The organism is Lysobacter firmicutimachus, from assembly GCF_037027445.1.
In the GTDB taxonomy this organism is placed as follows: Bacteria; Pseudomonadota; Gammaproteobacteria; order Xanthomonadales; family Xanthomonadaceae; genus Lysobacter; species Lysobacter firmicutimachus.
On sequence record NZ_JBANDL010000002.1, the window covers coordinates 3,979,416 to 4,002,384 of the forward strand.

A 22,969-nucleotide genomic window follows, 5' to 3' on the forward strand; every position below is an offset into this window, starting at 1 on the left:
CCTTTGCGGGTCGGCGCGTTACGCGCGGCAAAGGCCGGAAGGGAGGAGACAACGAAGTTGGAGCGGGTGATGGGAATCGAACCCACGCTAGCAGCTTGGGAAGCTGCAGTTCTACCATTGAACTACACCCGCTTTACCGGACCAGTCTAAGCCGAGGCCGCGGCGCTGGCAATTAGGGCCCCGGCAACGGCCAGCCGCCGGCACCCCAAGAAAAAAACCGGGCCTCGCGGCCCGGTTTTTTCGTTGCGTCGTCAGGGGACGGCGGCGATCAGAAGCCGCTGCCGATCTGGGCGAACACCGTGGTGTTGTTGCCGGCGCCCTGGCCGATGGTGGCGCTGGCGCCGACGTTGGCGTCCAGGCCGAACAGCTTGGTGCGCACGCCGAACAGCAGGGTGCCGTAGTTCTGGTCGAAGTGGCGGCCCTTGACCGCGTAGTCGCCCAGGCCCTGCACGCTCTGCAGGCGCGCGTAGGCCTGTTCGGGCGCGTCTTCGAACTCGCGGTCGAGGGTCAGGCGCGCGTACGGACGGAAGCTTTCGCTGTGGGTGTAGTGGACCTGGTAGCCGACGCTGCCGATCAGCGAGTCGAATTCCTGCTTCGGGTAGGCCAGCGAGGTGGCCAGGGTCGGGTCGCTTTCGGCGAAGCCGTCGACTTCGATGGTCTGCGACACCAGGCCCAGCACCGGGCCGTGGCGCAGCGCGTCGTGGCCGAATTCCCAACCGCCGTTGACCGCGACGGTGACGTTGTCGCCGTCGGCCGAGCCGTGGTGGACGCGGCTGACCGGGCCGAGGTTGGCGTTGCGGTCGATGTCGAAGTCCAGCTTGGTGTAGCTGACCTGGCCGTTGACCCAGGCGCGCTCGCCGTACCAGCCGACGAAGCCGCCGAGGCTGGCTTCCTTCTGGTCGAACTCGCCGTGGCGCAGGCCGAAATCCTGCTTCTGCTGGCCGTAGCCGGCGAAGGCGCCGAACACCAGATTGCCGCGGTTCCAGTCGACGCCGCCGGTCAGCGCCGGGCCGGCGCCGTCGTACAGGTCGCCGTGGCCGTAGCGCTGGAAATCGCCGCGCAGGCTGGCCCACCAGCGCATGCCCTCGCCGTCCGGGCGCTCGCCGATGTGGGTGGAGACCTGGTCGGCGCGGGCGCGGCCGGTGGCCGCGGCCGAGTTCGGCAGCACCGCGATGAAGCGCGGCGCTTCCAGCACGCCCAGGGCGTAGTCGGCGAGGATCTTGTGCGCCTTGCCCGAGGGGTGCACGCCGTCGGCGAAGGCGTAGGTTTCCGGCGCGTCCGGGGTGGCGTAGTTGACCGGGCTGCAGGTCACCGACGAGGCGGTGATCTGCGGATTGCAGGCGGTGCCGGTGACGTTGCTGATGCCGTACGGGGCCGGGTTGGCGACGATTTCGCGCAACAGGCTGAAGGTGTTGAGCGGGATCACGCGCAGGCCGGAGGCGGCCAGTCCGCTGTACAGGGCATTGTTGTAGCTGGTCGCCAGCTGGGTGCCGGTGGCCTGGGCGACGGCGCCGCCGGCGCGGAACTGCGGGGTCGAGCCCAGGTCGGGCACGGTCGGCACCAGGATGTACTGGGCGCCGGCGTTGTGCAGCGAGGCGACCACGCCGATCTGGGCGGTGACGGCATTGGCGATGGTGGTCTGCGCCGGGGCGCCGGCGACGACCGCGAACAGATCGTTGGCGCCGCCCCACACGCTGTACAGCGCGTTCGGGTCGGCGCGGCCGCCGGTGCTGGCGAGGTAGTTCGCGGTCTGAGTGGCCAGCGACGGAATCGCGCCGAGCGCGCCGGCGCTGTTGGTGCCGGTGCGGGCGCCGCCGACGGCGTAGTTGTCGCCGCCCTGGTTGGCGCTGGCGGCGTTGCCGCCGTAGTACTCGCCCAGGTATTCGGACCAGACCAGGCCCGGGTTGGTGGTGAAGCGGCCGAGCAAGGCGCCGTTCGGGCCGACCGCCTGGACCAGGCGCGGGCGGAACCAGCCCGAGTCGGTCAGGCTGTCGCCGATGAAGACGGTCTTGGAGTAGTCCTGGGCCAGGGCCGGGGCGGTCGCCAGCAGCAGTGCGGCGGCCAGCGCGGTACGAGCGGGTTTCATCATGAACTTCCCTGCGGTGATGTGACGGTGGCGGCGACGCGCGCAGCCCGCCGGGCGGGCCGGCGCGGGCCGGAAAGGGCTCCGCCCGGGCGACATACGCCGGCGGATGGCCGATCCAAACACGCGCGGACCGGCCAAGGCAAGGCGCAGCGCGGCAAAACGGCGCGGCGATTATCGCCGCTGCGGCGGCCGTCGACTGCGGCCGAAGGTCACGAACCGCGACCCGCGCCGCCAGCGCCGGCACTGGCCGCTGCGCGGTGCGCACGCGACAATGCGCGCATGAATATCCAGCTCAACGGCGAGCCGCGCACGCTCGCGGCCGCGCTTACCGTGGCCGAACTGCTGCGCCAGGAAGGGCTCGGCGAACGCCGGGTCGCGGTCGAGATCAACGGCGAGATCGTCCCGCGCGGCCGCCACGCCGAGCAGGCGATCGGCGACGGCGACAAGATCGAGATCGTGCACGCGCTGGGCGGCGGCTGAGGCTCGCCGTTGCGCAGCGAACGGCGCAGGCTCCGGGCTTCGGCGGCGGCGCTTGCGTACGTCGCTGCGGCTGTCGCGGCTCACGCCGCTCCTACAAAAGCCGAGCGCGGCTACTGCCCCCTGTAGGAGCGGCGTGAGCCGCGACAGCCGCAGCGGTGGACAGCACGCCGCGCTCCGAAGCCACGCATCGTCCGGCGCCCCTTAGGCAACGCATCCCCGCAAAGAAAAGGGCCCCGGCGCTAGCCGGGGCCCAAGTACGACCTCCAAGTCGAATGCGTATCAGGTGCCGGCGTCGATGATGGTCGCCGGCGAGACCGAGCAATGGCCCGGGCCGATGGTGCCTTCGTTGTAGGCGGCCAGGATGCCGGCCAGGTTGATCGCCGTGTCGCGCGCGGCGCCCTTCGGGGCGGCGGTGCTGCGGCCGGTGAACCACGCCGTGGCCTGGGCGATCGCGGCCTGCACTTCAGGCGGTGCGGTCGCGCCGGCTTCGACGTTCAGGCGAGCGGCCATGTACTGGTGCGCCAGGATGTAGTAGGCGTTGCCACCCTTCGGCGGCGTCCAGAACACCTTGTACCAGGTCTGACCGGAGCTGAAGAACAGCGTGTCTTCGCCGATGGTCGCCCAGGTCGCGTCGTACGGCGCAGGACCGTACTTCGAGTGGGTCTTCCAGTAACCCTGGGTGTAGGTACAACCCGCGGCGGCGCACAGTTCCGGCACCTTCACGGTGATGATGGCCTCGTCGCTGGCGTTCACGCCGCCCGCTTCGCCGATACCGCTCACCGTCAGCACGTTGGGAACCATGAACTCGCAGGTGTTGCCCGGACCGACTTGGGTCGGCAGGATCCACGCCGCGAAGATGTCGAGGCTCTCGACGATGCCCGGGTCGGGGTTGATGTCGCCGGTGACGAACTTGGCGAAGCTGTCGCACACCAACGGCTCCACGATCCAACCGAAGCTGTTGCCCAGGTTCAGTCCAGGCGTACCGTTGAACAGGTCGCTGGCCACGACGCAAGCGTCGGCTTCGGTGGTGGGCGCGCCGAACGAGAACGCGGCCTGGTTCGAGGTGTAGCTCTTGAAACCGCAGTCGCTGGCGTTTCCGGCGGCGTCGTAGCACTTCAGCACGCGCTGGATGCTGGCTTCGTTGTAGCCTGCGGTCTTGTCGGCCACGTCTGCGGCGTAGTCGCAGCTCAACGAGGTCGCGCCCGGCGGTTCGCAGGTCGGAACCACGGCCTGAGTCGCGCCGCCGTTGAAGTGCAGCGTGTCGCTCGGGTCCGCGGGGCTGAACTGCGGCGTCACATCGCCCGGCCAGGTGATCAGGATGTTGCCGCTGACCCTGAAGCCGCTTTCCGACTCGATGCTGCGGGTCGCCGCGAGACGATAGACGGTCTCGTAGTTGCCGCCGGCATTGAGCAGGACCTGCACGTCCTCGCACAGGAAGTTGCCGGCATAGGTGCCGCCGACGATCGGATCGGGCAGGCAGCCCTGCATGCCGACCACCTTGGCGTCGGCCGGCGAGACCACCACGTGCTTGTCCGGAGTCCAGGCATAGTCGCGGTCGTAGCGGGTGTTCGCGCTCTTGATGATCGACACGGTCCGGCAGGCCACGGTGACCATCGCCGAATCGCTGGCGGTGGCGTTGGTGCTGGCGCTGGTGCTCCAGGTACCGGTCGCAGTGTTGGTGTGCTGGCCTTCGTCGGCGCCGCACACGAACGGCTGCGGACGCGGATACTTCCACACGTACGGCCCGTTGCCCAGGTTGAAGCTATGGTCCGGGTTGTTCGGCAGGATCGAGTCGTCGATCGCGAAGGTATCGCCGTAGCTCTCGGCCGGGTTGGCCGGGATCGTGAACGGCGCGCTCGCGGTGAAGGTGTAACTCGTCGTGCTTCCGCTGCTGCCGTCGTCGCTGCAACTGCAGGACTTGCGCTCGGTAGTGATGCCCGCGGCGTTGATGCCGCCGGTGGCGCTGAGCAGGAAGGGATGACTGATGCTGCTCAGCTCGAACGCATAGGTGCAGGACAGGATGATCTTGTCCGCGTTCGGCGCCGGTTTGACGCAGTTGAGGGTGTCGGTGTCGCCGCCGGCCGCGGTCCACTGCAGCGAGAACTGGGTCGCGCTGTTGTTGAACTGCAGGGTGTCGACGACCGCGGTGGCCTTCCAGCCGAAGCTGAAGGGGTCCTTGACCGTGATGGTGCCGGCGACGCGGTACAGGCCGCGGGTGGTCGGCGTCGCGGTGACGGTGTACTCGACCTGATGGCTGTCGCCGTCGAGCATGGTGATGCTTTCGGGCGTTACGGTCTTGTCGATCTGCCAGTCGGTGTAGCGCTTCCAGCTGGCCTCGGCGGTCTTGACGCCGGTGGGCTTGGGCAGGAAGCAGAACGCGACATGGCTGACGCCGGCGGGTTCGCCGCTGGCGTTGTTGGGCGCGTACAGATTGGTATCGCTAAGGACAGCGGGGTCGTAGTGGAAGACGTTATAGGCGTTGCCGCCCTTGATCACGATGTAGTCCATCGGGATGGTCGACGTGAAGCCGATGAACTTGTTCTGCCCGGAGGGCGTGTAGTTGAAGGTGATGGTCTGGCCGTTGCCCAGGTTGTAGACCTGGCCGTCGAGGGGTGCGCCGCCGGAACTGGCCCCGCCGCCCTGCCAGGTGCCGACGCCGGGTAGGTCGTCGCACCCGGCGAAGTTGCCGGGGTAGGTGGTGGGTTGCACCGAGGCGGCCCAGGCCGCGGTAGGCAAGGCTCCGACGGAAGCCATTAGCAGCGCCGCTGCGAGCAGCGGACGCCAGCGTCGGTTGGTGGACATGTCAGAACTCCGTGAGCGGGGCAGTAAGCGCCCAGTTCTTCGCGCTCGGTAGCTCGGCCATGCCGCCCCTATGCGGATCGGCATCCGTGGCTTTGCGACGCCGGCTCGCGCCGGTTGTGCCTTTTTCGAGTCCTGTACAACGGCGGCACCCGCTTCCCCTGGCGGGCGCCGCGACGGCACTGCAGAGCGCTATATCCGCAACGCCCTCCCCAGGTACCGCTAGGCGGCACTATACGCCGCATTTTGGGACGTCAATCACATTATTTGAGGCTGACGACGAACGGTCGCCGATTGCGATGGGCGGGCCCGCCGGCCCCACTGCGGCCGTTTCAAGCGAGCGCGCCACGCGTGTCCCCCGGCTCCCGCCCCGACTCCGACGAACGGCGGCCGGCGCGCTCCCTTCACGGCGCCCCCTGCTGCATCGCCGCACGTCCCTGCGTCGGCCCCTGCTGCCGCGTTCGCGTCCCGCTCAGCCCCAGGGTCCAAGCGCCCGCCGATATCCGACATAATTCGACGATGACGAATACCGCCTTCTCCGACCCGCTGATCATCGCCGGCAAGACCTACCGCTCGCGCCTGTTGACCGGTACCGGCAAGTTCCTCGACCTCGAACAGACCCGCCTGGCCACCGAGGCCGCCGGCGCCGAAATCGTGACCGTGGCGATCCGCCGCACCAACATCGGTCAGAACCCCGGCGAGCCCAACCTGCTCGACGTGCTGCCGCCGGACCGCTACACCCTGCTGCCCAACACCGCCGGCTGCTACACCGCCGACGACGCGGTGCGCACCTGCCGCCTGGCGCGCGAGCTGCTCGACGGCCACAAGCTGGTCAAGCTGGAAGTGCTGGGCGACCAGCGCACCCTGTTCCCCGACGTGGTCCAGACCCTGGCCGCGGCCGAGACCCTGGTCAAGGACGGCTTCGACGTCATGGTCTACACCTCCGACGATCCGATCCTGGCCAAGCGCCTGGAAGAGATCGGCTGCGTCGCGGTGATGCCGCTGGCCGCGCCGATCGGTTCCGGCCTGGGCGTGCAGAACCGCTACAACCTGCTGGAGATCGTCGAGAACGCCAAGGTGCCGATCCTGGTCGACGCCGGCGTGGGCACCGCCTCGGACGCGGCGATCGCGATGGAGCTGGGCTGCGACGGCGTGCTGATGAACACCGCCATCGCCGGCGCCCGCGACCCGATCCTGATGGCGCATGCGATGAAGCTGGCGATCGAGGCCGGCCGCGCCGCGTTCAAGGCCGGCCGCATCCCGCGCAAGCGCTACGCCAGCGCGTCCTCGCCGGTGGACGGATTGATCGGCTGATGACGGATTCCGGCTCCAAGGACAAACCCGGCGCGGGCGAAGGCAAGGTCCCGCCCAAGCCGTTCACGATCGAGGAAGGCCGCCGCCAAGTGCGCAGCTTCGTGCTGCGCCAGGGCCGCTTCACCCCGGCCCAGCAGCGCGCCTTCGACGAGCTGTGGCCGCGCTTCGGCATCGACTACCAGGGCGCGCCGCGCGACTACGACGCGATCTTCGGCCGCCGAGCCAAGCGCGTGCTCGAAATCGGTTTCGGCAACGGCGAGGCGCTGCGCTTCGCCGCCCAGCACGACCGCGAGCGCGACCTGATCGGCATCGAGGTGCACGCGCCCGGCGTCGGCCGGCTGCTGAACGCCTTGGCCGAAGACGGCAGCGACCACGTCCGCCTGTACCACCACGACGCGGTCGAGGTGCTCAACCACGAAGTCGCCGACGGCTCGCTGGACGAGATCCGCATCTACTTCCCCGACCCCTGGCACAAGAAGCGCCACAACAAGCGCCGCCTGGTCCAGCCCGCGTTCGCGCAGCTGCTGGTGCGCAAGCTCGCCGCCGACGGCCGCTTGCACCTGGCCACCGATTGGCAAGACTATGCCGAGCAGATGTGGGACGTGCTCGACGCGACCGAGGGCCTGGTCAACCGCGCCGGTCCGCGCGGCAGCGTGCCGCGGCCGGACTGGCGCCCGCAGACCCATTTCGAGACCCGCGGCCAGAAGCTGGGGCACGGCGTCTGGGATCTTCTGTACGACAAGAGCCGGGATTAGGGATTCGGGATTGGAGATCGGCGTGAAGGTTCTCGAACGTCCGCAACGCTGCGCTGACGCTCCTTCCCGGGGCTGCGCCCTGCTTGGCTCCAACCAATCCCGAATCCCGAATCCCCAATCCCCCTGATGGACACCGCCCTCGCGCTCACCACCGACATGAAGCTCGTTCTCGGGCTGGTGGTGTTCACGATGGCGATGTTTTTGTTCGAGCGCATCCGCGCCGACGTGGTCGCGCTGGTGGTGCTGGTGCTGCTCGGGCTGTCCGGGCTGGTCGAGCCGGACGAGCTGTTCAACGGATTCTCCGGCAACGCGGTGATCAGCATCATCGCGACCATGATCCTCGGCGCTGGGCTCGACCGCACCGGCGCGCTGAACCGGCTGGCCGGCTGGCTGCTGCGGCGGGCGCACGGCATCGAGCAGCGCCTGTTGCTGCTCACCACCGCGGTGGCCGGGCTCAATTCCTCGTTCATGCAGAACCCGTCGGTGATGGCGCTGTACATGCCGGTCGCCTCGCGGTTGTCCTCGCGCACCGGCCTGTCGCTGCCGCGCCTGCTGTTGCCGATCGCGGCCGCTATCGTGATGGGCGGCGCGCTGACCATGGTCGGCAATTCGCCGCTGATCCTGCTCAACGACCTGCTGCTGAACGCCAACAGCAACCTGCCCTCGGGCGCGGCGACCATCGAGCCGCTGAAGATGTTCGCGCCGCTGCCGATCGGCCTGGCGCTGCTCGCCGCGTCGCTGGCCTACTTCCATTTCTTCGGCGACAAGCTGCTGCGCGACGACGGCGACAAGGGCGCCACCCCGGCCCGCACCCAGAGCTATTTCGCCAAGGCCTACGGCATCGAGGGCGACGTCTACGAACTCACCGTCACCGCCGACAGCCCGTTGGTCGGCATGTCGCTGGGCGAGGCCGAGGCGCTGCGCGGCGCGCCGCTGCTGCTGGCGCTGAAGAGCGACAACGAGTCGCGCCTGGCGCCGCCGGCCGACACCCGGATCTGGGTCGGCAGCGTGCTCGGCGCGATGGGCCCGAAGCAGCAGGTCGCCGACTTCGCCCAGAACCATTTCCTGCGCCTGTCCTCGCGCCTGCGCAACTTCGCCGACCTGTTCAACCCCAGCCGCGCCGGCATTTCCGAGGCGGTGGTGCCGGCGACCTCGGGCTACATCGGCAAGACCGCCGGCGACCTGCACCTGCGCAAGCAGTCCGGCCTGAGCCTGCTGGCGATCAACCGCGACAAGAGCGTGCTGCGCGAGAACGTGCGCAGCGTGCCGATGCGCGCTGGCGACATGCTGGTGTTCCACAGCATCTGGACCGACCTGGCCAGCGCCGCAGCGAGCAAGGACCTGGTGGTGGTCACCGACTACCCCAAGGGCGAGCAGCGCCCGCACAAGCTCAAGATCGCCCTGGCGATCTTCGCCGTGGCCATGCTGCTGGCGCTGTCCTCGCGCCTGCCGGTGTCGATCGCGCTGATGACCGGCGTGGCCGGCATGCTGATCGCCGGGGTGATCAACATCGACGAGGCCTACGCGGCGATCAACTGGAAGACCGTGTTCCTGATGGCCTGCCTGATTCCCCTGGGCTGGGCGATGGATTCCAGCGGCGCGGCGGCGTGGATCGCGGGCCACAGCATCGAGCGTCTGCCGCACGGCACGCCGGTCTGGCTGCTGGAGATCTTGGTCGGACTGTTGACGACGGCCTTTTCCCTGGTGATCAGCCACGTCGGCGCGACCATCGTGGTGGTGCCGCTCGCGGTCAACCTGGCCCTGGCGGCCGGCGGCAACCCGACCGCGTTCGCGCTGATCGTGGCGCTGTCGGCTTCGAACAATTTCATGACCGCGTCCAACCCGGTGATCTCGATGATCACCGGCCCGGCCGGCTACAGCGGCAAGGAGCTGTGGAAGATCGGCGGGCCGCTGTCGCTGATCTACACCGTGGTGACGGTGTTGATGGTCAACGTGTTGTTCTGGGGCAAGTAAGCGGCAGGGCAGCGACGCCGGCTTGAGCGGGCGCCGGTTCGCGCGGGCAAGAGCGAATCCCCTGGCGCGCTCTTCCAAAGGGGGGACGCTTCGGCTGGATTCGCCGCAGGCCGGAACTGCGCGGGCTCGGTCGGCGCGCGCAAGCAGCGCTGGCTGCGCAAGGCCCGGTCGGCCGCGGGCGCAAGCGCGTCGGCGCGAGCGCGTTGCCGGCGCGTCCACGCAAGCCGAATCGCCCGCGCGAGTCGCCCGTGCCGCCACGCCCCGCCTATCGCGCGCTATGAAAAAGAGGGCCGGGCGGATCTGCCTTTGAGCCGTTGAGCTCGAGCGCTGCAACCCGACCCGCTTACCCCAGCCACACCGCGCCGTCGCGCACCGTCACTGCGACCGCGCGCAGCGCTTCGCCGCGGCAGGGGCCGGCGGTGCACTCGCCGCCTTGCAGTTCGAAGCTGGCGCCATGCGCGGCGCAGACCAGCAAGCCATCCTTGCTCTTGAGGAACTGGCCCGGCGCCCAATCCAGGCGCCGCCCGGCATGCGGGCAGATGTTGAGCCAAGCGCGGACGGCGTCGCCGTCGCGGTACAGCACCAGCGATTCGGCGTCGCCGTCGAGGGTCGCCTCGACTTCGGCGAAGCCGCCGTCGGCCAGGCGCTCGAGGGCGATCAATAGTTGACCGCCGGCATCGCCGCCGCCCGCCGGGTTTAACGAAGTTCTCACACCCTCGTCCATGCCTGCAACGATACTCACGTGTCCGGCGAATGGCCGCATTGTCTCACGACACCCGAAATGTTTGCCCACAGCTTCCGCTTCACCGATCACCGGTCGCCATGGAATGCGTTCCAGTCGCGCATGCGCAGCGCTTTCGAGCCGCGCAAGCCGCGCCATCGCCTCCTGCGGTTCGCGTTGGGCGTGGTCGGGCTGGGGCTGCTCGCCCTGCTGGTGATGTTCAGCGTGTTCGTCGGCGCGGCCATGATCGCCATCGGCCTGGGCTACAAGCTGTGGAAGCGCCGCGGCCGCCCGGTCGCGCGCGCCCGCGGCGGGCGCGACGTGGTGGAAGGCGAGTACCGCGTGGTCGCACCGACCCTGCTCGGTCGTTCCTCCACGCCGAATGCACGCTGAGTCCATGACCGACATCGTCGCGGCGCCGCCGCTCACCCGCATCCCGGTCCGCGGCGCCGACATCGCCGACGGTACGTTCTTCCCGGTCCGCCGCGTGTACTGCGTCGGACGCAACTTCGCCGAGCACGCGCGCGAGATGGGCGCGGCGGTGCCGACCTCGGCCGCCGATCGCGGCCGCCCGGTGTTCTTCCTCAAGCCGCACGACGCGATCGAGCTCGGCGAGGACGTGCCCTACCCGCCCGGCACCGACGATCTGCACCACGAGGTCGAACTGGTGGTCGCCATCGGCCGCGATGCGCCGCCCGGCGAACTCGCCCCAGCCGACGCGCCGGGCCTGATCTACGGTTATGCGGTCGGCCTGGATCTGACCCGTCGCGACCTGCAGACGCAGGCCAAGGCCAAGGGCCTGCCCTGGGACATCGGCAAGGCCTTCGACCACGCCGCCCCGATCAGCGCCATCGTCCCGGCCGCCGACGTCGGCGAACTCGGCGCGCGCGCGCTGACCCTGGAAGTCAACGGCGAGCTGCGCCAGCGCGGCTCGCTCGACGATCTGGTCTGGAACGTCGAGGAAATCCTGCACGAACTGTCGCGCCTGTACGCGCTGCGCGCCGGCGACCTGGTCTACATGGGCACCCCGTCCGGGGTCGGCCCGCTGCAGCCGGGCGACCGCTATCGCGCGACGCTGGAAGGCGTGGCCGAACTCCACGGCCGCATCACCCCGGCCCGGGCATAGTTCCGCGCCGGCGCTGTCGCGCCGCACCTCATGTCGTCAACCAGGGAGAGCATGCGATGGGCATGATCAGCGAGTTCAAAGAGTTCATAGCGCGCGGCAACGTGGTCGATCTGGCGGTCGGCGTGGTGATCGGCGCCGCCTTCGGCAAGATCGTCACCGCCCTGGTCGACGGCATCGTCATGCCCGCGATCGGCTACTTCAGCGGCGGAGTCAACGTCAGCGACTGGAAGCACGTGCTCAAGCCGGCCCAGCTGGACGCCGCCGGCAAGGAAGTCGCGGCCGAGGTCGCGATCAAGTACGGCAGCTTCCTGCAGACCGCGATCGACTTCGTCCTGATCGCGTTCGTGATCTTCCTGTTCCTCAAGGCCTACAACCGCCTGCGCAAGCCGGCCGCCGACGCGCCGGCCGCGGTGCCGGAAGACGTATTGCTGCTGCGCGAGATCCGCGATTCGCTGAAGAAGTAAGCCGCCTCGATGGCGCCTGCGAACGGCCGCGCCCTGCGCGGCCGTTCGCGTTTTGCGCCGGGCGTTTGTAGGAGCGGCGTAAGCCGCGACAGCCGCAGCGGTGTACGCCAGCGTCTTGTCCGAAGACCAACTCCGTGGGGCAAGCGAGCAGGCGAACGGCTGGCCGGGCTTCGGAGGCCGCGCTTGCGTTAACCGCTGCGGCTGTCGCGGCTCACGCCGCTCCTACACAAGCCGCGTCAATCGCCACGTTCGGCAAAGCCCCGCAGCCACCGCCTCAAACGCGGCGATAGCCAGCGACAAAAACGGCTCAAGTCCAGGGTGACTTTCCTCAGATAGCGACGCCCATCGCGGTTGCTAAGCTCGCGGTTTCGCCTTATGCCGCCCGACCTTCCGGGCGGCGGGCCAGCACCAGGAGATGGGGATGCGCGCACCGTTGTGGGCAGCGTTGGCTGCCGTGTTGTTCACGGGTTCAATCGCGGCCGGCGGCGCCGCGGCGGCCCAGCGCGAAACGCGCATTCCGCAGGCCGCGCTGGACGCCGTGCCCGAACTGCGCGAGCGCGCTCTGGCCAGCGACCTGGGCTATCGCATCACCGAATCGTTGACCACCGAAGTCGGCCCGCGCCTGGCCGGCAGCGAAGCCGATGCGCGCGCGGTGAAGTGGGCGGAGGCCAAGTTCAAGGAACTGGGCTTCGACAAGGTCTGGACCGAACCGGTGACCTTTCCCAAGTGGGAACGCCGCAGCGAACGCGCCGAAGTGCTGGGCGCCCACCGCCAGCCGCTGGCGCTGACCGCGCTCGGCGGCAGCCCGGCCGGCCAGGTCGAGGCCGAGGTCGTGCGCTTCGCCGACCTGGCCGCGCTGGAAGCGGCACCGGCCGGCTCGCTGGCCGGCAAGATCGCTTTCGTCGACTACCGCATGGAGCGCGCCCGCGACGGCGCCGGCTACGGCCCCGGCGGACGCGTGCGCAGCCGCGGCCCGTCCGCGGCGATCCGCGCCGGCGCCTCGGCCTTCCTGATGCGTTCGGCCGGCACCGACTCGCACCGCAACCCGCACACCGGCATCACCCGTTTCGACGACGGCCTGACCCCGATCCCCTCGGCCGCGCTGGCCGGGCCGGACGCCGACCAGCTCGCCCGCCTCAGCGCGCGCGGCCCGATCAAGGTCAGCCTCGCGCTGGACTGCGGCTGGGACGGCGAAGCGACCTCCCACAACGTGATCGGCGAAATCCGCGGCAAGAGCAAGCCGGAGGAAGTGGTGATCATCGGCGGCCATCTGGATTCCTGGGACTTGGGCACCGGCGCGATCGACGACGGCGCCGGCGTCGGCCTGACCATGGCCGCGGCCAAGCTGATCGGCCAGACCCGGCTGCGCCCGGCGCGCAGCGTGCGGGTGATCGCCTTCGCCAACGAGGAACAGGGTTTGCACGGCGGCAAGGCCTATGCGCTCAAGCACGCCAAGGATGTGGCCAAGCATCAGATCGGCGCCGAGAGCGATTTCGGCGCCGGCCGCATCTACGCCTATTCCAGCTCGGCCCCTGACTACGCCCAAGCCGCCGACAAGCAGATCGCCAAAGCGCTGGCGCCGCTGGGCATCGAACACACGCCCGGCAAGGGCGGCCCCGGCCCGGACATCTCGCCGTTCGCCGCCGGCGGCCTGGCCTGGGCGCGGCTGGCGCAGGACGGCAGCGATTACTTCGACTACCACCACACGCCCGACGACACCCTCGACAAGATCGATCCCAAGGCGCTGGCGCAGAACGTCGCCGCCTACGCGGTGTTCGCCTACCTGGCGGCGTCGGCCGAGGGCGATTTCGGCAGCCGCGCGAAGCAGGTGACGCCGCCGGAGGAGTGAGGCTCCAAGCCGACGCGAGTGGCCCGCAACGAGGAACGAGCAGCGTGCCTGCCCGTTCCTCGTTTTCGTTTGGGCTGGGCCCGGCCGCCGCCGCGGTGGGAACGCTGGCAAGGGTGCGGGGAATCCGGCGCGCTTGATCCGCTCCGCCCCTGGGCCCTGTCGCCGCCCTCGTCCGATTCCGACGTTCGAGTCACAGAATCGGCCCGAGGTGCGCCCGGTCGCGGGTGCGAATTGCGTTGTTCCAAGACGCACGGCTGCACGCCGCTCACACGTCGCTATCCATACAGGGGGAACTCATGCCGGACACTGTCGTCAATCCGCAGATCACCGATGCCGTCACCCAGGCCAACGTCAAAGTCCTCGGCCAAGCGCCGGCCGTGGGGATGGGCACGATCTACCAATCCGTCTCGCACGCGCTGGCCGTGCTGTATCAGGACGCCGTGACCAGCCAGCAGCAACTGCAGATCACGGCGCAGGCATCCCTGACCCAGGGCGTCATGCAGCTTTATAGCGTGGACACCGCATCCGACGCAGGCCCGCAACGAGTGGAGACCGCCGTGAACGACACCGCGCAAGCGCTGAACGCCTTGGCCTCGACCCAGAACGCCCAGCTCGGCAGCGAAGTCTCCGGCCAGGTCAAGGACGCGGTGAATTTCGCCCAGGACAAGGTGCTCGGCGCGATCGGCGACTTCGCCTACGGCCAGCGCGCCTGCACCGATGCTTTCGTCGCCGCCCTGGAGCAGGTCGGCACCGCCCAGCACCGGCAGCGGATGCAGGTGCTGCAGGAAGCCGCCACCGCGGTGTGCCTGAGCGCGATGCTGAAGTCGCCGGACCAGGCCGAGGCTTACGCCGAACTGCTCGAACGCATCAAGCGGCTGGTCTGAGCGCCGCGACGGCGCGCGCGCTCAACGGCGCGCGCGCCAGGCCGCCAACAGCACCGCGGTGGCCGCGGCGACGTTGAGGCTTTCGACCCGGCCCGAGCCCGGGATCGACAGGCGCTGGTCGCAGGCCGCGGCCAGTTCGCGGTCCATGCCCTCGCCTTCGGCGCCGAGCACGTACACCAGGCGTTCGGGCAGCGGCGCGCGGAACAGGTCGTCGCCGCCGTTCACCACCGTCGCGGCGAGGGCGAAACCGGCGCCGCGCAACTGCGCCAGGGCGTTGTCGCTGCGGCCCATGCGCACCATCGGCACCGCTTCGGCGCCGCCCTCGGCGACGCGTGCGGCGGCGCCGGACAGGGCCAGGCTGGAATCCTTCGGCAGCAACACCGCGCTCACGCCGAAATGCGCGGCCGAACGCAGGATCGCGCCGAGATTGTGCGGATTGCCGACGCCGTCCAGCCACAGCGCCAGTTGCGGCCCGGCCGGCAGATCGCGCAGCCATTCCGACAACGAGACCGGTTCCTCGCGCAGTACGTCGGCGACCACGCCTTCGTGATGGTTGCTCGCCGCCAGGCGGTCGAGATCGTCCTGTTCGACCACCCGGTAACCGACCCGGTTGGCCACGCACCAGGCCAGCAGCGGCTGCAGCTGGGGAATGCGCGGCGTGTCCAGGTACAGCTTGCGGATCGCCTGCGGGCGGCGCGCGTACACGGCGCGGATCGCGTTGAGCCCGTACAGGCGCACCTCCGCGTCGCGGCGCGCGCGCTGCGGCGACGGCGTGTCGTAGCCTTCGTCGTCGCCGTCCTCGAAGCGGCCGCGGGCTTCGTCGCGGGCGCGCAGGCCGGCGCGCGGCGCGCGTTCGCGCGCGTCGTCGCGCACGCTGTCGCGATAGGGGCCGTCGCCATGGCGATGACGTTGCTCGCGGCGCTCGGAACGCGAATGCGGATGGGCGTGGCCGCGATGCGGCGCGCCCTCGCGATGGTGCGGTTCCCCGCCGGCCGGCCGCGGCGGTCGCGCGTCGTCGCGACGTTCGTCGCGGCGCGGGCCGCTGCGCCAGGGGCCGCCCTCGCCCGTACCGCCGGGCTTGCGCGGGCCGCGCGGAGGGTCATGTCGCATCGTCGAGACTCCTTCTTACCTTGGCGAACACCCGCAGATCGTGCAGCTGGCCGCGCTTGTACACGGCGCAGCGTTGCGCGCCTTCTTCGTCGAAACCGTTCTTGAGCAGCACCCGCGCCGAGGCCGGGTTGTGGTCGAGCACCGTCGCGTACAACCGGTACAGCGACAGCTCGCGCATCGCCCAGGGCGCGTACGCGGCGACCACCCTGGTCATCAGCCCCGCGCCCCACAGGCGCCGGCCCAGCCAGTAGCCGAACTCGGCCGAGTGCGCACGCTCGCCGCTGCCCGGGCGCGCGCCGATACCGCCGACCGCGCGGCCGTCGACCACGATCGCGAACACCGAAGCGTTGAGGTCGACGACTTCGCCGGCGAGGAAGCGTTCGCCGTCCTCGCGGGTGTAGGGATAGGGAAAGCGGTCGCTGGTCGCGCGCGAAACCTGCTCGTCGTGCGCGTGCGCCACCAGGCTGTCGAGATCGTCGCGGCGCCAGCGGCGCAGGACGAAGCCGTCGCCCGGAACGGGGTCGGCAGAGGAAACGGCGGCGTTCATGGGATAAGCCTAATTAGCCGGCGGTCGGGCTGCAAACGCCAAGCCGAAACGCCGCCCCGCCGCCCCTGTAGGAGCGGCGTGAGCCGCGACCGCCGCAGCGGTATAAGCCAGCGCTGTGGCCGCAGACCGGATGAACGGTAAAGCCGGCGGCCGGCTTATGGGCTTCGGCCGGTACGCGTTCGAGCACCGCTTCGGTTGTCGCGGCTCACGCCGCTCCTACAAGAGCTCGGCTCAGGCGTGGCCGCCGGCCTGCGGGGTTTCCTTTTCCAGTTTCTCCAGCTCCTGCGCGACCGCTTCGGGCGACTTGGTGTAGCGCGCCAGCAGCACGTAGAACGCCGGCACGATGAACAGCGACAGCAGGGTCGAGAACGAGACGCCGAAGATCACTACCACGCCGATCGTCGCCCGGCTGGCCGAGCCCGGACCGCCGGCCAGCACCAGCGGCACCGCGCCGACCACGGTCGCGATCGAGGTCATCAGGATCGGCCGCAGGCGCACCGCCGAAGCCTCCACGATCGCGTCGTGGATGCGCCGGCCTTCGTCGCGCAACTGGTTGGCGAACTCGACGATCAGGATGCCGTTCTTGGCCGCCAGACCGACCAGCATGACGATGCCGATCTGGCTGAACAGATTGAGCGTGCCGCCGGTCATCCACAGGCCGAGCAAGGCGCCGAGCACGCCCAGAGGCACGGTCAGCATGATCACGAACGGATGGATGAAGCTTTCGAACTGCGCCGCCAGCACCAGGTACACCACCAGCAGGGCCAAGGTGAAGGTCATCAGCACCGCGCCGCCGGCCTTCTGGTATTCGCGCGATTCGCCCTTCCAGTCGATCTGGGCCTGCTCCGGCAGTTCCTCGGCCACCACTTGGTTCAGCCAGGCGATCGCCTCGCCCATGGTGTAGCCCGGCGCGAGGCCGGCGCTGATGGTGATCGCGCGCAGGCGGTTGAAGCGGTTCAGGCTGCCGGGCTCGGCCAGTTCCTTGAGCGTGACCAGATTCGACAGCGGCACCAGGCCGCCGTCGCGGGCGCGCACCTGGATCGCCGCCAGATCGTCCGGCGAAGCGCGCAGGACCCGGTCGGCCTGGGCGATCACGTCGTACTCCTCGCCGTTCTGGACGAAGGTGGTGACCCGGCGCGAGCCCATCAGGGTCTCCAGCGCGTGACCGATGTCGGTGACGCTGACGCCGAGGTCGGCGGCGCGCTGGCGGTCGATCTCGACCCGCATCTGCGGCCGGGTTTCCTTGTAGTCCGAGTCGGCCGAGAACAGGCCTTTGTTCTGCTCGATCCGCGCCAACAGGCGGTCGCGCCACTGCGCCAGCTGCGCGTACTCGGGGCCGCCGAGCACGATCTGGATGGGCTGACCGCGGGTGCGCACCAGGCCGCCGCCGACCTGCGGCAAGGCGCGCACGCCGGTCAGCTTGCCCAGCTCGGCGCGCAGGCCGTCGGCGACCTCGGCCGTGCTCTGTTCGCGCTTGTCCCAATCTTGCAGGAACACCGCGATGCGGCCGGTGTGCATTTCCTCGCTGGCGCCGAAACCGCCGGGCACGCGCGGGTTGTAGCGCTGGATGGTCTGGTCCGGGCCGGTGTGCGAGGCGACGATCTTCTCGACCTGCTGCACCTGCTTGACCGTGTAGTCGAAGCCGGCGCCTTCCGGGCCGAGGATCGAGATCTGGAACGAGCCGCGGTCCTCCTGCGGCGCCAGTTCCGACGGCACCAGCTTGAACAGGCCGAAACTCATCGCCAACGCGACCAGCATCAGCACGCCGAACAGCCACGGCCGCTCGACGGTGTGGTCCAGCAGGCGGCGATAGCGGCGGCCGACCCCGTCCAGGCGCGCATTGACCCAGCGATTGATCGGATTGGATTTCTCCTCGCTGTGCGGACGCACGAACTTGGACGACATCATCGGCGTCAGGGTCAGCGCGACGAAGGCCGACAACGCGACGGCACCGGCCAGGGCCACCGACAGTTCGCGGAACAGCCGCCCGGTGTTGCCTTCCATGAAGCCGACCGGCAGGAACACCGCGACCAGCACCGCGGTGGTCGCGATCACCGCGAAGGCGACCTGCTTGGTGCCGCGCGCGGCGGCGACCAGCTTGGGTTCGCCGAGATCGGCCCGGCGCTGGATGTTCTCCAGCACCACGATCGCGTCGTCGACCACCAGGCCGATGCACAGCACCAGCGCCAGCAGGGTCAGCAGGTTGATCGAGAAGCCGAACGCATACAGCGGAATGAAGGCTGCGATCAGGCACACCGGCACCGTCACCGCGGGGATCAGCGCGGCGCGGAAGCTGCCCAGGAACAGCCAGATCACGATCAGCACCAGCACCATCGCCTCGAACAGGGTGTGGTAGACCCGCTCGACCGCCGACTCGATGAAGATGGTGGTGTCGAAGGCGACGAAGATGTCGGTGCCCTCCGGCAAGCTGGGCCGGATCACGTCGGCCTCTTCGCGGATCGCCCGGGCCACGTCCAGGCTGTTGGCGGTGGACGTCTTGACGATGCCCAGGCCGATGTTGGGCTCGCCGTTGCTGCGGTAGTAGGCGCGGCGTTCGGCCGAATCGAGCTGGATCCGGGCCACGTCGCCGAGCCGCACCACATAGCCGTCGGCGCCCTTGCCCAAGGGGATCTGGGCGAAGTCTTCCGGCTTCTGGTAGCTGCGCGCCACGCGCAGGGTGAAATCGCGCGATTCCGATTCGATCCGGCCCGCCGGCAACTCGACGTTCTCCGCGCGCAGCGCGGCCTCGACTTCGTTGACGGTGATGCCGCGCGCGGCCAGCGCGTTCTGGTCCAGCCAGATCCGCATCGCGTAGCGCTGCTGGCCGCCGATCCGCACCTGGGCCACGCCGTCGACCGAGGACAGCCGGTCGACCACGTAGCGCTCCGCGTAGTCGGACAGCTGCAGCGTGTCCATCTGCTTGGAGCTCATGTTGAGCCACAGGATCGGGTCGGCGTCGCTCTCGACCTTTTCGATCTGCGGCGGGTCGGCTTCTTCCGGCATCCGGTTGGACACCCGGCTGACCGCGTCGCGCACGTCGTTGGCGGCGGCCTCGATCTCGCGCTGCAGGGTGAACTCGATGCTGATCGAAGCGCGGCCGTTGACGCTGCGCGACTCGATGCTCTCGATGCCCTCGATGCCGGCCAGCGCGTCTTCCAGCACCTGGGTGATGCGGGTTTCCACCACCGCCGCCGAGGCGCCGGGATAGGTCACGTCGACCGAGACCACCGGCGGGTCGATCGCCGGCAGCTCGCGCAGGGTCAGGCGCGAGAACGCCATCACCCCGAGCACGATCAACAGCAGGCTCATCACCGTGGCGAACACGGGGCGGCGGATCGAAACGTCGGACAGCATCATCGTCCGTCGCTCCGGCCGTCGCGGCGCTTGGGCGCGATGTAGACCGGCGCCGGCTTGGCGCCGTCGCGCGTCTCGCTGCGCGGCGCATCGTCGTTGGCCGTCTCCGCCGCGCTATCGGAGCGCGCCGCACCCGGCAAGGCCGGCAGCAGCGCGCGCAGCCATTCGGACAGGCGCGAGAGCTCAGTCATGCGCGCCGCCCTTGCCGGCCGCGGCCTTCGCCGGCGGCGTCGCGGCGCCCGCCGGCGCGGCGGCGATCTTGCTGCCGACGCGCAGCTTGCCGGTGCCGTCGACGACGATGCGGTCGCCGGCGGCCAGGCCCTCGACGATTTCGGCCAGGCCCTCGCGGCGCGCGCCCACGCGCACGTCGGCGCGTTCGACGGTTTGGTCCGGCTTGACCCGGAACACGTAGGAATCGGTGCCCACCTGGACCACCGCGATCTCCGGCACCAGCAGCGCCTGGCGCTCGGGCTGCAGCAGGGTCACCTGGATCAGCATGCCCGGGCGCAACAAGTGCTCGGGATTGGCGAACTCGCCGCGCACGGTGACCGCGCGCGTGGCCGGGTCGATGCGCGCGTCGACCGTGCCGACCGTGCCTTCGAACGTGCGCCCGGGGTAAGCGGCGCTGCCGCCGTCGATGCGCTGGCCGCGGGCCAGGCTGGCCAGGCGGGTTTCCGGCACCGGGAAGTCGACGTAGACGCGGTCGGTGTCGTCGAGGGTGGCGATCGGCGTGCCCGGGGTGACCAGCGAACCCGGGCTGACCTGGCGGATGCCGAGCACGCCGGCGAACGGCGCCCGGATCACCCGGTCGCCGATGTCGGCCTTCATCTGTTCGACCCGGGCGCGGGTGGCGTCGCGGGTGGCGCGCTGGGTGTCCAGCGCCGAGCGCGCGATCAGCTGCTGCGCGGCCAGCTCGCTCTGGCGCTGGTACAGGCTCTCGGCTTCCTTGGCCGCGGCTTCGGCCTGGGCCAGGGCGGCCTGCTGGGCCTTGCCGCTGAGGGTGACCAGCGACGCGCCGGCCGCGACCCGGTCGCCGCTGTCGAAATGCACGGTCTGGACGATTTCGCTGACCTTGGCGGTGACCGTGACCGACTCGCGCGCCTTGACGTTGCCCAGCGCCTGCAGGCTGTCGTTCCACGGCCGCAGACGCACCGACTCGACCGTCACCGGCACCGGCCGGTCGCCGCTCCTGCCGGGCCCGTCCCCGCCTGGACCGCCCTGGGGCGCCGCCCCCTTGCCGCAGGCGGCCAGGGCCAGCGCAGAAACGAGGGCGAAACACAGGGGGAATCCGGTACTGGGTCGCATGCGGTTCTCTGAACGGGGGCCCGGGAGGGCGGCGGCGCGGCCCGCCGCGGCCCGGAGGCTGCGGCGGACGGATCGCGCGACGGACGCGGCACGCGCGGCAACGAAACCGCGCGAGTCTAGCGGTGGGGCATGAACGCATGCGTGGGCCATTGGTTGACCACCGTATCCGCAAAGTCGTGCCGGCCATGTGTTGGGGCCGCGACCGCTGTTGCAGTCCGGTAACCGCCGCCAGGCCGCCGCGCCGGCCGGCGAAGTTCATACTCGCAAGACGTCCCCCCCAGGCTTGCTCCGGAGTCTTCGCCATGATCCACGACAGCATTCTCGACACCGTCGGCCGCACGCCGGTGGTGCGCCTGCACCGCCTCGCTCCCGCCCACGTGACGCTCTACGCCAAGGTCGAGGCCTTCAATCCCGGCGGCTCGGTCAAGGACCGCCTGGCCCTGGCGATCGTGCTCGACGCCGAGGCGCGCGGCCTGCTCAAGCCCGGCGACACCGTGATCGAGGCGACCTCGGGCAATACCGGCGTGGCCCTGGCGATGGTCTGCGCCGCGCGCGGCTACAAGTTCGTGGCGACGATGAGCGAGACCTTCTCGGTCGAGCGGCGCAAGCTGATGCGCGCCTACGGCGCCAAGGTGATCCTGACCCCGGCCGCCGAACGCGGCAGCGGCATGGTCCGGCGCGCCGCCGAACTGGCCGAGAAACACGGCTGGTTCCTGGCCCGCCAGTTCGAGAACCCGGCCAATCCGGCCTACCACCGCAGCACCACCGCGGCCGAAATCCTGCAGGACTTCGCCGGCCGCCGGCTGGATCATTTCGTCAGCGGCTGGGGCACCGGCGGCACCCTCACCGGAGTCGGCGAAATGCTGCGCCTGGCCCGACCCGAGGTGCAGGTCACCGCCTGCGAACCGGCCGGCGCCGCCCTGCTCAGCGGCAAGGAATGGCAGCCGCACAAGATCCAGGGCTGGACCCCGGACTTCGTCCCGGCGGTACTCAACCGCAACGCCGCGCACGCGATCCTGTCGGTCGACGACGTGCTCGCCCGCGACACCGCGCGCCGGCTCGCCGCCGAGGAAGGCCTCTTCGTCGGCATTTCCGCCGGCGCCACCGCGGCCGCGGCGCTGGAAGTGGCGCGCAATGCCGAGCCCGGCGCGGTGATCCTGGCGATGCTGCCGGACACCGGCGAGCGCTACCTCAGCACCTTCCTGTTCGAAGGCATCGCCGAGGGCAGCGACGACGAATGGCTGGCCTCGCTGGGTTGAGCGAGGTCACCAGAACGCGGGGAATCGAGCGCGCTCGATTCCCTGCGTTGCGCTTCTCTGGCGGCGCATGCCGTCGTTCCCACTCGAACGACCCGGCAGCGCTTCGGCCACACCGAACATGCAAAGACTTCAGGGCCGAACCTGGATGCAGCCCTGGACGATGCCCGGCTTCGCGGGCATCACGACGGGCGGGCGGCGGCGAGCGTTCCGGCCGGGCACGACGGTTGCAAGGGGCTCGTCCGGCGCGACTATCGACCCGCGTGCCGGTTCAAACCAACGCGTACCAGGCGCCGCCGGCCAGCAAGGCCGCAAGCGCGGCCCAAACCATCCAGCGACCGCCGCCGTCGCCCGCGGCGACCGTGGCCTGCTGGCGGCCGCCGCCGCGGCCGATCCGCTGGCGTTCGTGCAGCAGCACCTGGCGCAGCGCCTCCGTCGGCTCCAGGCCGTGGCGGTTCTGCAACAGTTCCAGCGCACCCTCGCGGTCGCCGCGCAACAAGGCCATGGCGACATCGCCCGGCACCGCGGCCATCACCGGCGCGCGGCCGGAGACGAAAGCCTTGTCCTCTTCCGCCTCGAAGGCTTCGACCCGGGTCAGGGCGTCGCGCAGGCCCAGGCCCAGCGCCTCGCGCACCCGCTTCACCGCCTCCAGCCGGCGGCCGCTGCGCAACAGGCTCACCGCCTCGTCGGGCAGCCCGCCGGTGGCGCGCACCGCCGCCGGCCCGTCCGCGGCCGGCGCATCCTTCCAGCCGCCCGCCTCGATATTGGCCTCGACATAGGCCTCCACCGCATCCTTGGCCTCGGCCAAGCGCATGCCCGGGTTGGCCTCCCGCACCAGCTTGATCGCCTCGATCGTGTGCCCGGCACGTACCGCGGTAGCGGCGGCGGGAGGAATGGTCGGCATGGAGGTCTCGGTCACGGCATGGCGTCCCTGCGGCAGGACCC

Annotated in this window: 18 protein-coding genes, 1 tRNA gene, 1 pseudogene and 1 riboswitch; of the genes and pseudogenes, 10 read left to right on the forward strand and 10 right to left on the reverse strand. The window is 70.0% G+C overall.

What is annotated here, in order from left to right; all coding sequences use genetic code 11:
* Positions 1 to 58: 58 nt before the first annotated feature.
* A tRNA-Gly gene (locus tag V2J18_RS17220) sits at positions 59 to 132 on the reverse strand.
* Positions 133 to 268: 136 nt separating this feature from the next.
* Positions 269 to 2,065, reverse strand: a complete 1,797-nt coding sequence (locus tag V2J18_RS17225; RefSeq protein ID WP_186442572.1) for an autotransporter domain-containing protein — start codon at positions 2,063 to 2,065, stop codon at positions 269 to 271.
* A 300-nt stretch (positions 2,066 to 2,365) separates the two neighbouring features.
* On the opposite strand from V2J18_RS17225, the gene thiS reads away from it, so the two are divergent.
* The gene (gene thiS, locus V2J18_RS17230) at positions 2,366 to 2,566 is read left to right on the forward strand and encodes a sulfur carrier protein ThiS (RefSeq protein WP_064747775.1); all 201 of its coding nucleotides are present in this window, start codon (positions 2,366 to 2,368) and stop codon (positions 2,564 to 2,566) included.
* A 279-nt stretch (positions 2,567 to 2,845) separates the two neighbouring features.
* Here the strand turns inward: thiS and V2J18_RS17235 are convergent, their stop codons facing one another.
* Entirely contained in the window at positions 2,846 to 5,368 is a 2,523-nt protein-coding gene (locus V2J18_RS17235; protein WP_336132431.1) for a hypothetical protein, read from the reverse strand.
* Between the two features lie 44 nt (positions 5,369 to 5,412).
* Positions 5,413 to 5,499: riboswitch (cyclic di-GMP riboswitch) on the reverse strand.
* A 385-nt stretch (positions 5,500 to 5,884) separates the two neighbouring features.
* On the opposite strand from V2J18_RS17235, the gene V2J18_RS17240 reads away from it, so the two are divergent.
* From V2J18_RS17240 to V2J18_RS17250, 3 genes are all read left to right on the forward strand, one after another.
* Positions 5,885 to 6,679 (forward strand): thiazole synthase, encoded by a 795-nt coding sequence (locus V2J18_RS17240; protein ID WP_336132432.1) that lies wholly within the window; start codon positions 5,885 to 5,887, stop codon positions 6,677 to 6,679.
* Positions 6,679 to 7,434, forward strand: coding sequence for a tRNA (guanosine(46)-N7)-methyltransferase TrmB (trmB, locus tag V2J18_RS17245; protein ID WP_064747778.1), 756 nt, complete (start codon positions 6,679 to 6,681; stop codon positions 7,432 to 7,434). The genes V2J18_RS17240 and trmB overlap by 1 nt, the downstream gene beginning before the upstream one ends.
* 126 nt (positions 7,435 to 7,560) lie before the next feature.
* Entirely contained in the window at positions 7,561 to 9,408 is a 1,848-nt protein-coding gene (locus V2J18_RS17250) for an SLC13 family permease (RefSeq protein ID WP_064747779.1), read from the forward strand.
* 343 nt (positions 9,409 to 9,751) lie between these two features.
* Here V2J18_RS17250 and V2J18_RS17255 read toward each other — a convergent pair whose 3' ends face one another.
* Positions 9,752 to 10,069: a Rieske (2Fe-2S) protein gene (locus V2J18_RS17255; RefSeq protein ID WP_336133131.1), complete on the reverse strand. Its 318-nt coding sequence runs from the start codon at positions 10,067 to 10,069 to the stop codon at positions 9,752 to 9,754.
* Positions 10,070 to 10,189: 120 nt separating this feature from the next.
* Between V2J18_RS17255 and V2J18_RS17260 the strand changes: the two genes are divergently transcribed.
* The 5 genes and pseudogenes from V2J18_RS17260 to V2J18_RS17280 form a co-directional block, all read left to right on the forward strand.
* Positions 10,190 to 10,522 (forward strand): hypothetical protein, encoded by a 333-nt coding sequence (locus tag V2J18_RS17260; RefSeq protein WP_064747781.1) that lies wholly within the window; start codon positions 10,190 to 10,192, stop codon positions 10,520 to 10,522.
* A 4-nt stretch (positions 10,523 to 10,526) separates the two neighbouring features.
* Positions 10,527 to 11,255, forward strand: coding sequence for a fumarylacetoacetate hydrolase family protein (locus V2J18_RS17265; RefSeq protein ID WP_336132433.1), 729 nt, complete (start codon positions 10,527 to 10,529; stop codon positions 11,253 to 11,255).
* A 56-nt stretch (positions 11,256 to 11,311) separates the two neighbouring features.
* Positions 11,312 to 11,719 (forward strand): large-conductance mechanosensitive channel protein MscL, encoded by a 408-nt coding sequence (gene mscL, locus V2J18_RS17270; protein ID WP_064747783.1) that lies wholly within the window; start codon positions 11,312 to 11,314, stop codon positions 11,717 to 11,719.
* Positions 11,720 to 12,266: 547 nt separating this feature from the next.
* Positions 12,267 to 13,568: a M28 family peptidase gene (locus tag V2J18_RS17275; protein WP_425606117.1), complete on the forward strand. Its 1,302-nt coding sequence runs from the start codon at positions 12,267 to 12,269 to the stop codon at positions 13,566 to 13,568.
* A gap of 296 nt (positions 13,569 to 13,864) precedes the next feature.
* Positions 13,865 to 14,176 (forward strand): annotated as a pseudogene (locus tag V2J18_RS17280) (RebB family R body protein); the annotation flags it as partial.
* A gap of 297 nt (positions 14,177 to 14,473) precedes the next feature.
* Here the strand turns inward: V2J18_RS17280 and V2J18_RS17285 are convergent.
* The 5 genes from V2J18_RS17285 to V2J18_RS17305 form a co-directional block, all read right to left on the reverse strand.
* Complete coding sequence (locus V2J18_RS17285; RefSeq protein ID WP_425606050.1) at positions 14,474 to 15,562, reverse strand: TrmH family RNA methyltransferase; 1,089 nt, start codon at positions 15,560 to 15,562, stop codon at positions 14,474 to 14,476.
* Positions 15,552 to 16,109 carry a GNAT family N-acetyltransferase gene (locus V2J18_RS17290; RefSeq protein WP_064748984.1) on the reverse strand — a complete coding sequence of 186 codons (558 nt, stop codon included), beginning with the start codon at positions 16,107 to 16,109 and terminating at the stop codon, positions 15,552 to 15,554. The genes V2J18_RS17285 and V2J18_RS17290 overlap by 11 nt, the downstream gene beginning before the upstream one ends.
* A 231-nt stretch (positions 16,110 to 16,340) precedes the next feature.
* Positions 16,341 to 19,466 carry an efflux RND transporter permease subunit gene (locus V2J18_RS17295; RefSeq protein WP_336132435.1) on the reverse strand — a complete coding sequence of 1,042 codons (3,126 nt, stop codon included), beginning with the start codon at positions 19,464 to 19,466 and terminating at the stop codon, positions 16,341 to 16,343.
* Positions 19,463 to 19,654 carry a hypothetical protein gene (locus V2J18_RS17300; protein ID WP_336132436.1) on the reverse strand — a complete coding sequence of 64 codons (192 nt, stop codon included), beginning with the start codon at positions 19,652 to 19,654 and terminating at the stop codon, positions 19,463 to 19,465. Before V2J18_RS17300 ends, V2J18_RS17295 begins: the two co-directional genes overlap by 4 nt.
* Positions 19,647 to 20,768 carry an efflux RND transporter periplasmic adaptor subunit gene (locus V2J18_RS17305; protein WP_336132437.1) on the reverse strand — a complete coding sequence of 374 codons (1,122 nt, stop codon included), beginning with the start codon at positions 20,766 to 20,768 and terminating at the stop codon, positions 19,647 to 19,649. The genes V2J18_RS17300 and V2J18_RS17305 overlap by 8 nt, the downstream gene beginning before the upstream one ends.
* A 302-nt stretch (positions 20,769 to 21,070) precedes the next feature.
* Here V2J18_RS17305 and cysK point away from each other — a divergent pair, with 302 nt between their 5' ends.
* A complete protein-coding gene (gene cysK / locus V2J18_RS17310; RefSeq protein WP_064748979.1) occupies positions 21,071 to 22,027 on the forward strand; it encodes a cysteine synthase A in 957 nt (318 codons plus the stop codon).
* Positions 22,028 to 22,295: 268 nt separating this feature from the next.
* Here the strand turns inward: cysK and V2J18_RS17315 are convergent, their stop codons facing one another.
* Positions 22,296 to 22,928, reverse strand: coding sequence for a hypothetical protein (locus V2J18_RS17315; protein WP_141233531.1), 633 nt, complete (start codon positions 22,926 to 22,928; stop codon positions 22,296 to 22,298).
* Between the last annotated feature and the right edge of the window lie 41 nt (positions 22,929 to 22,969).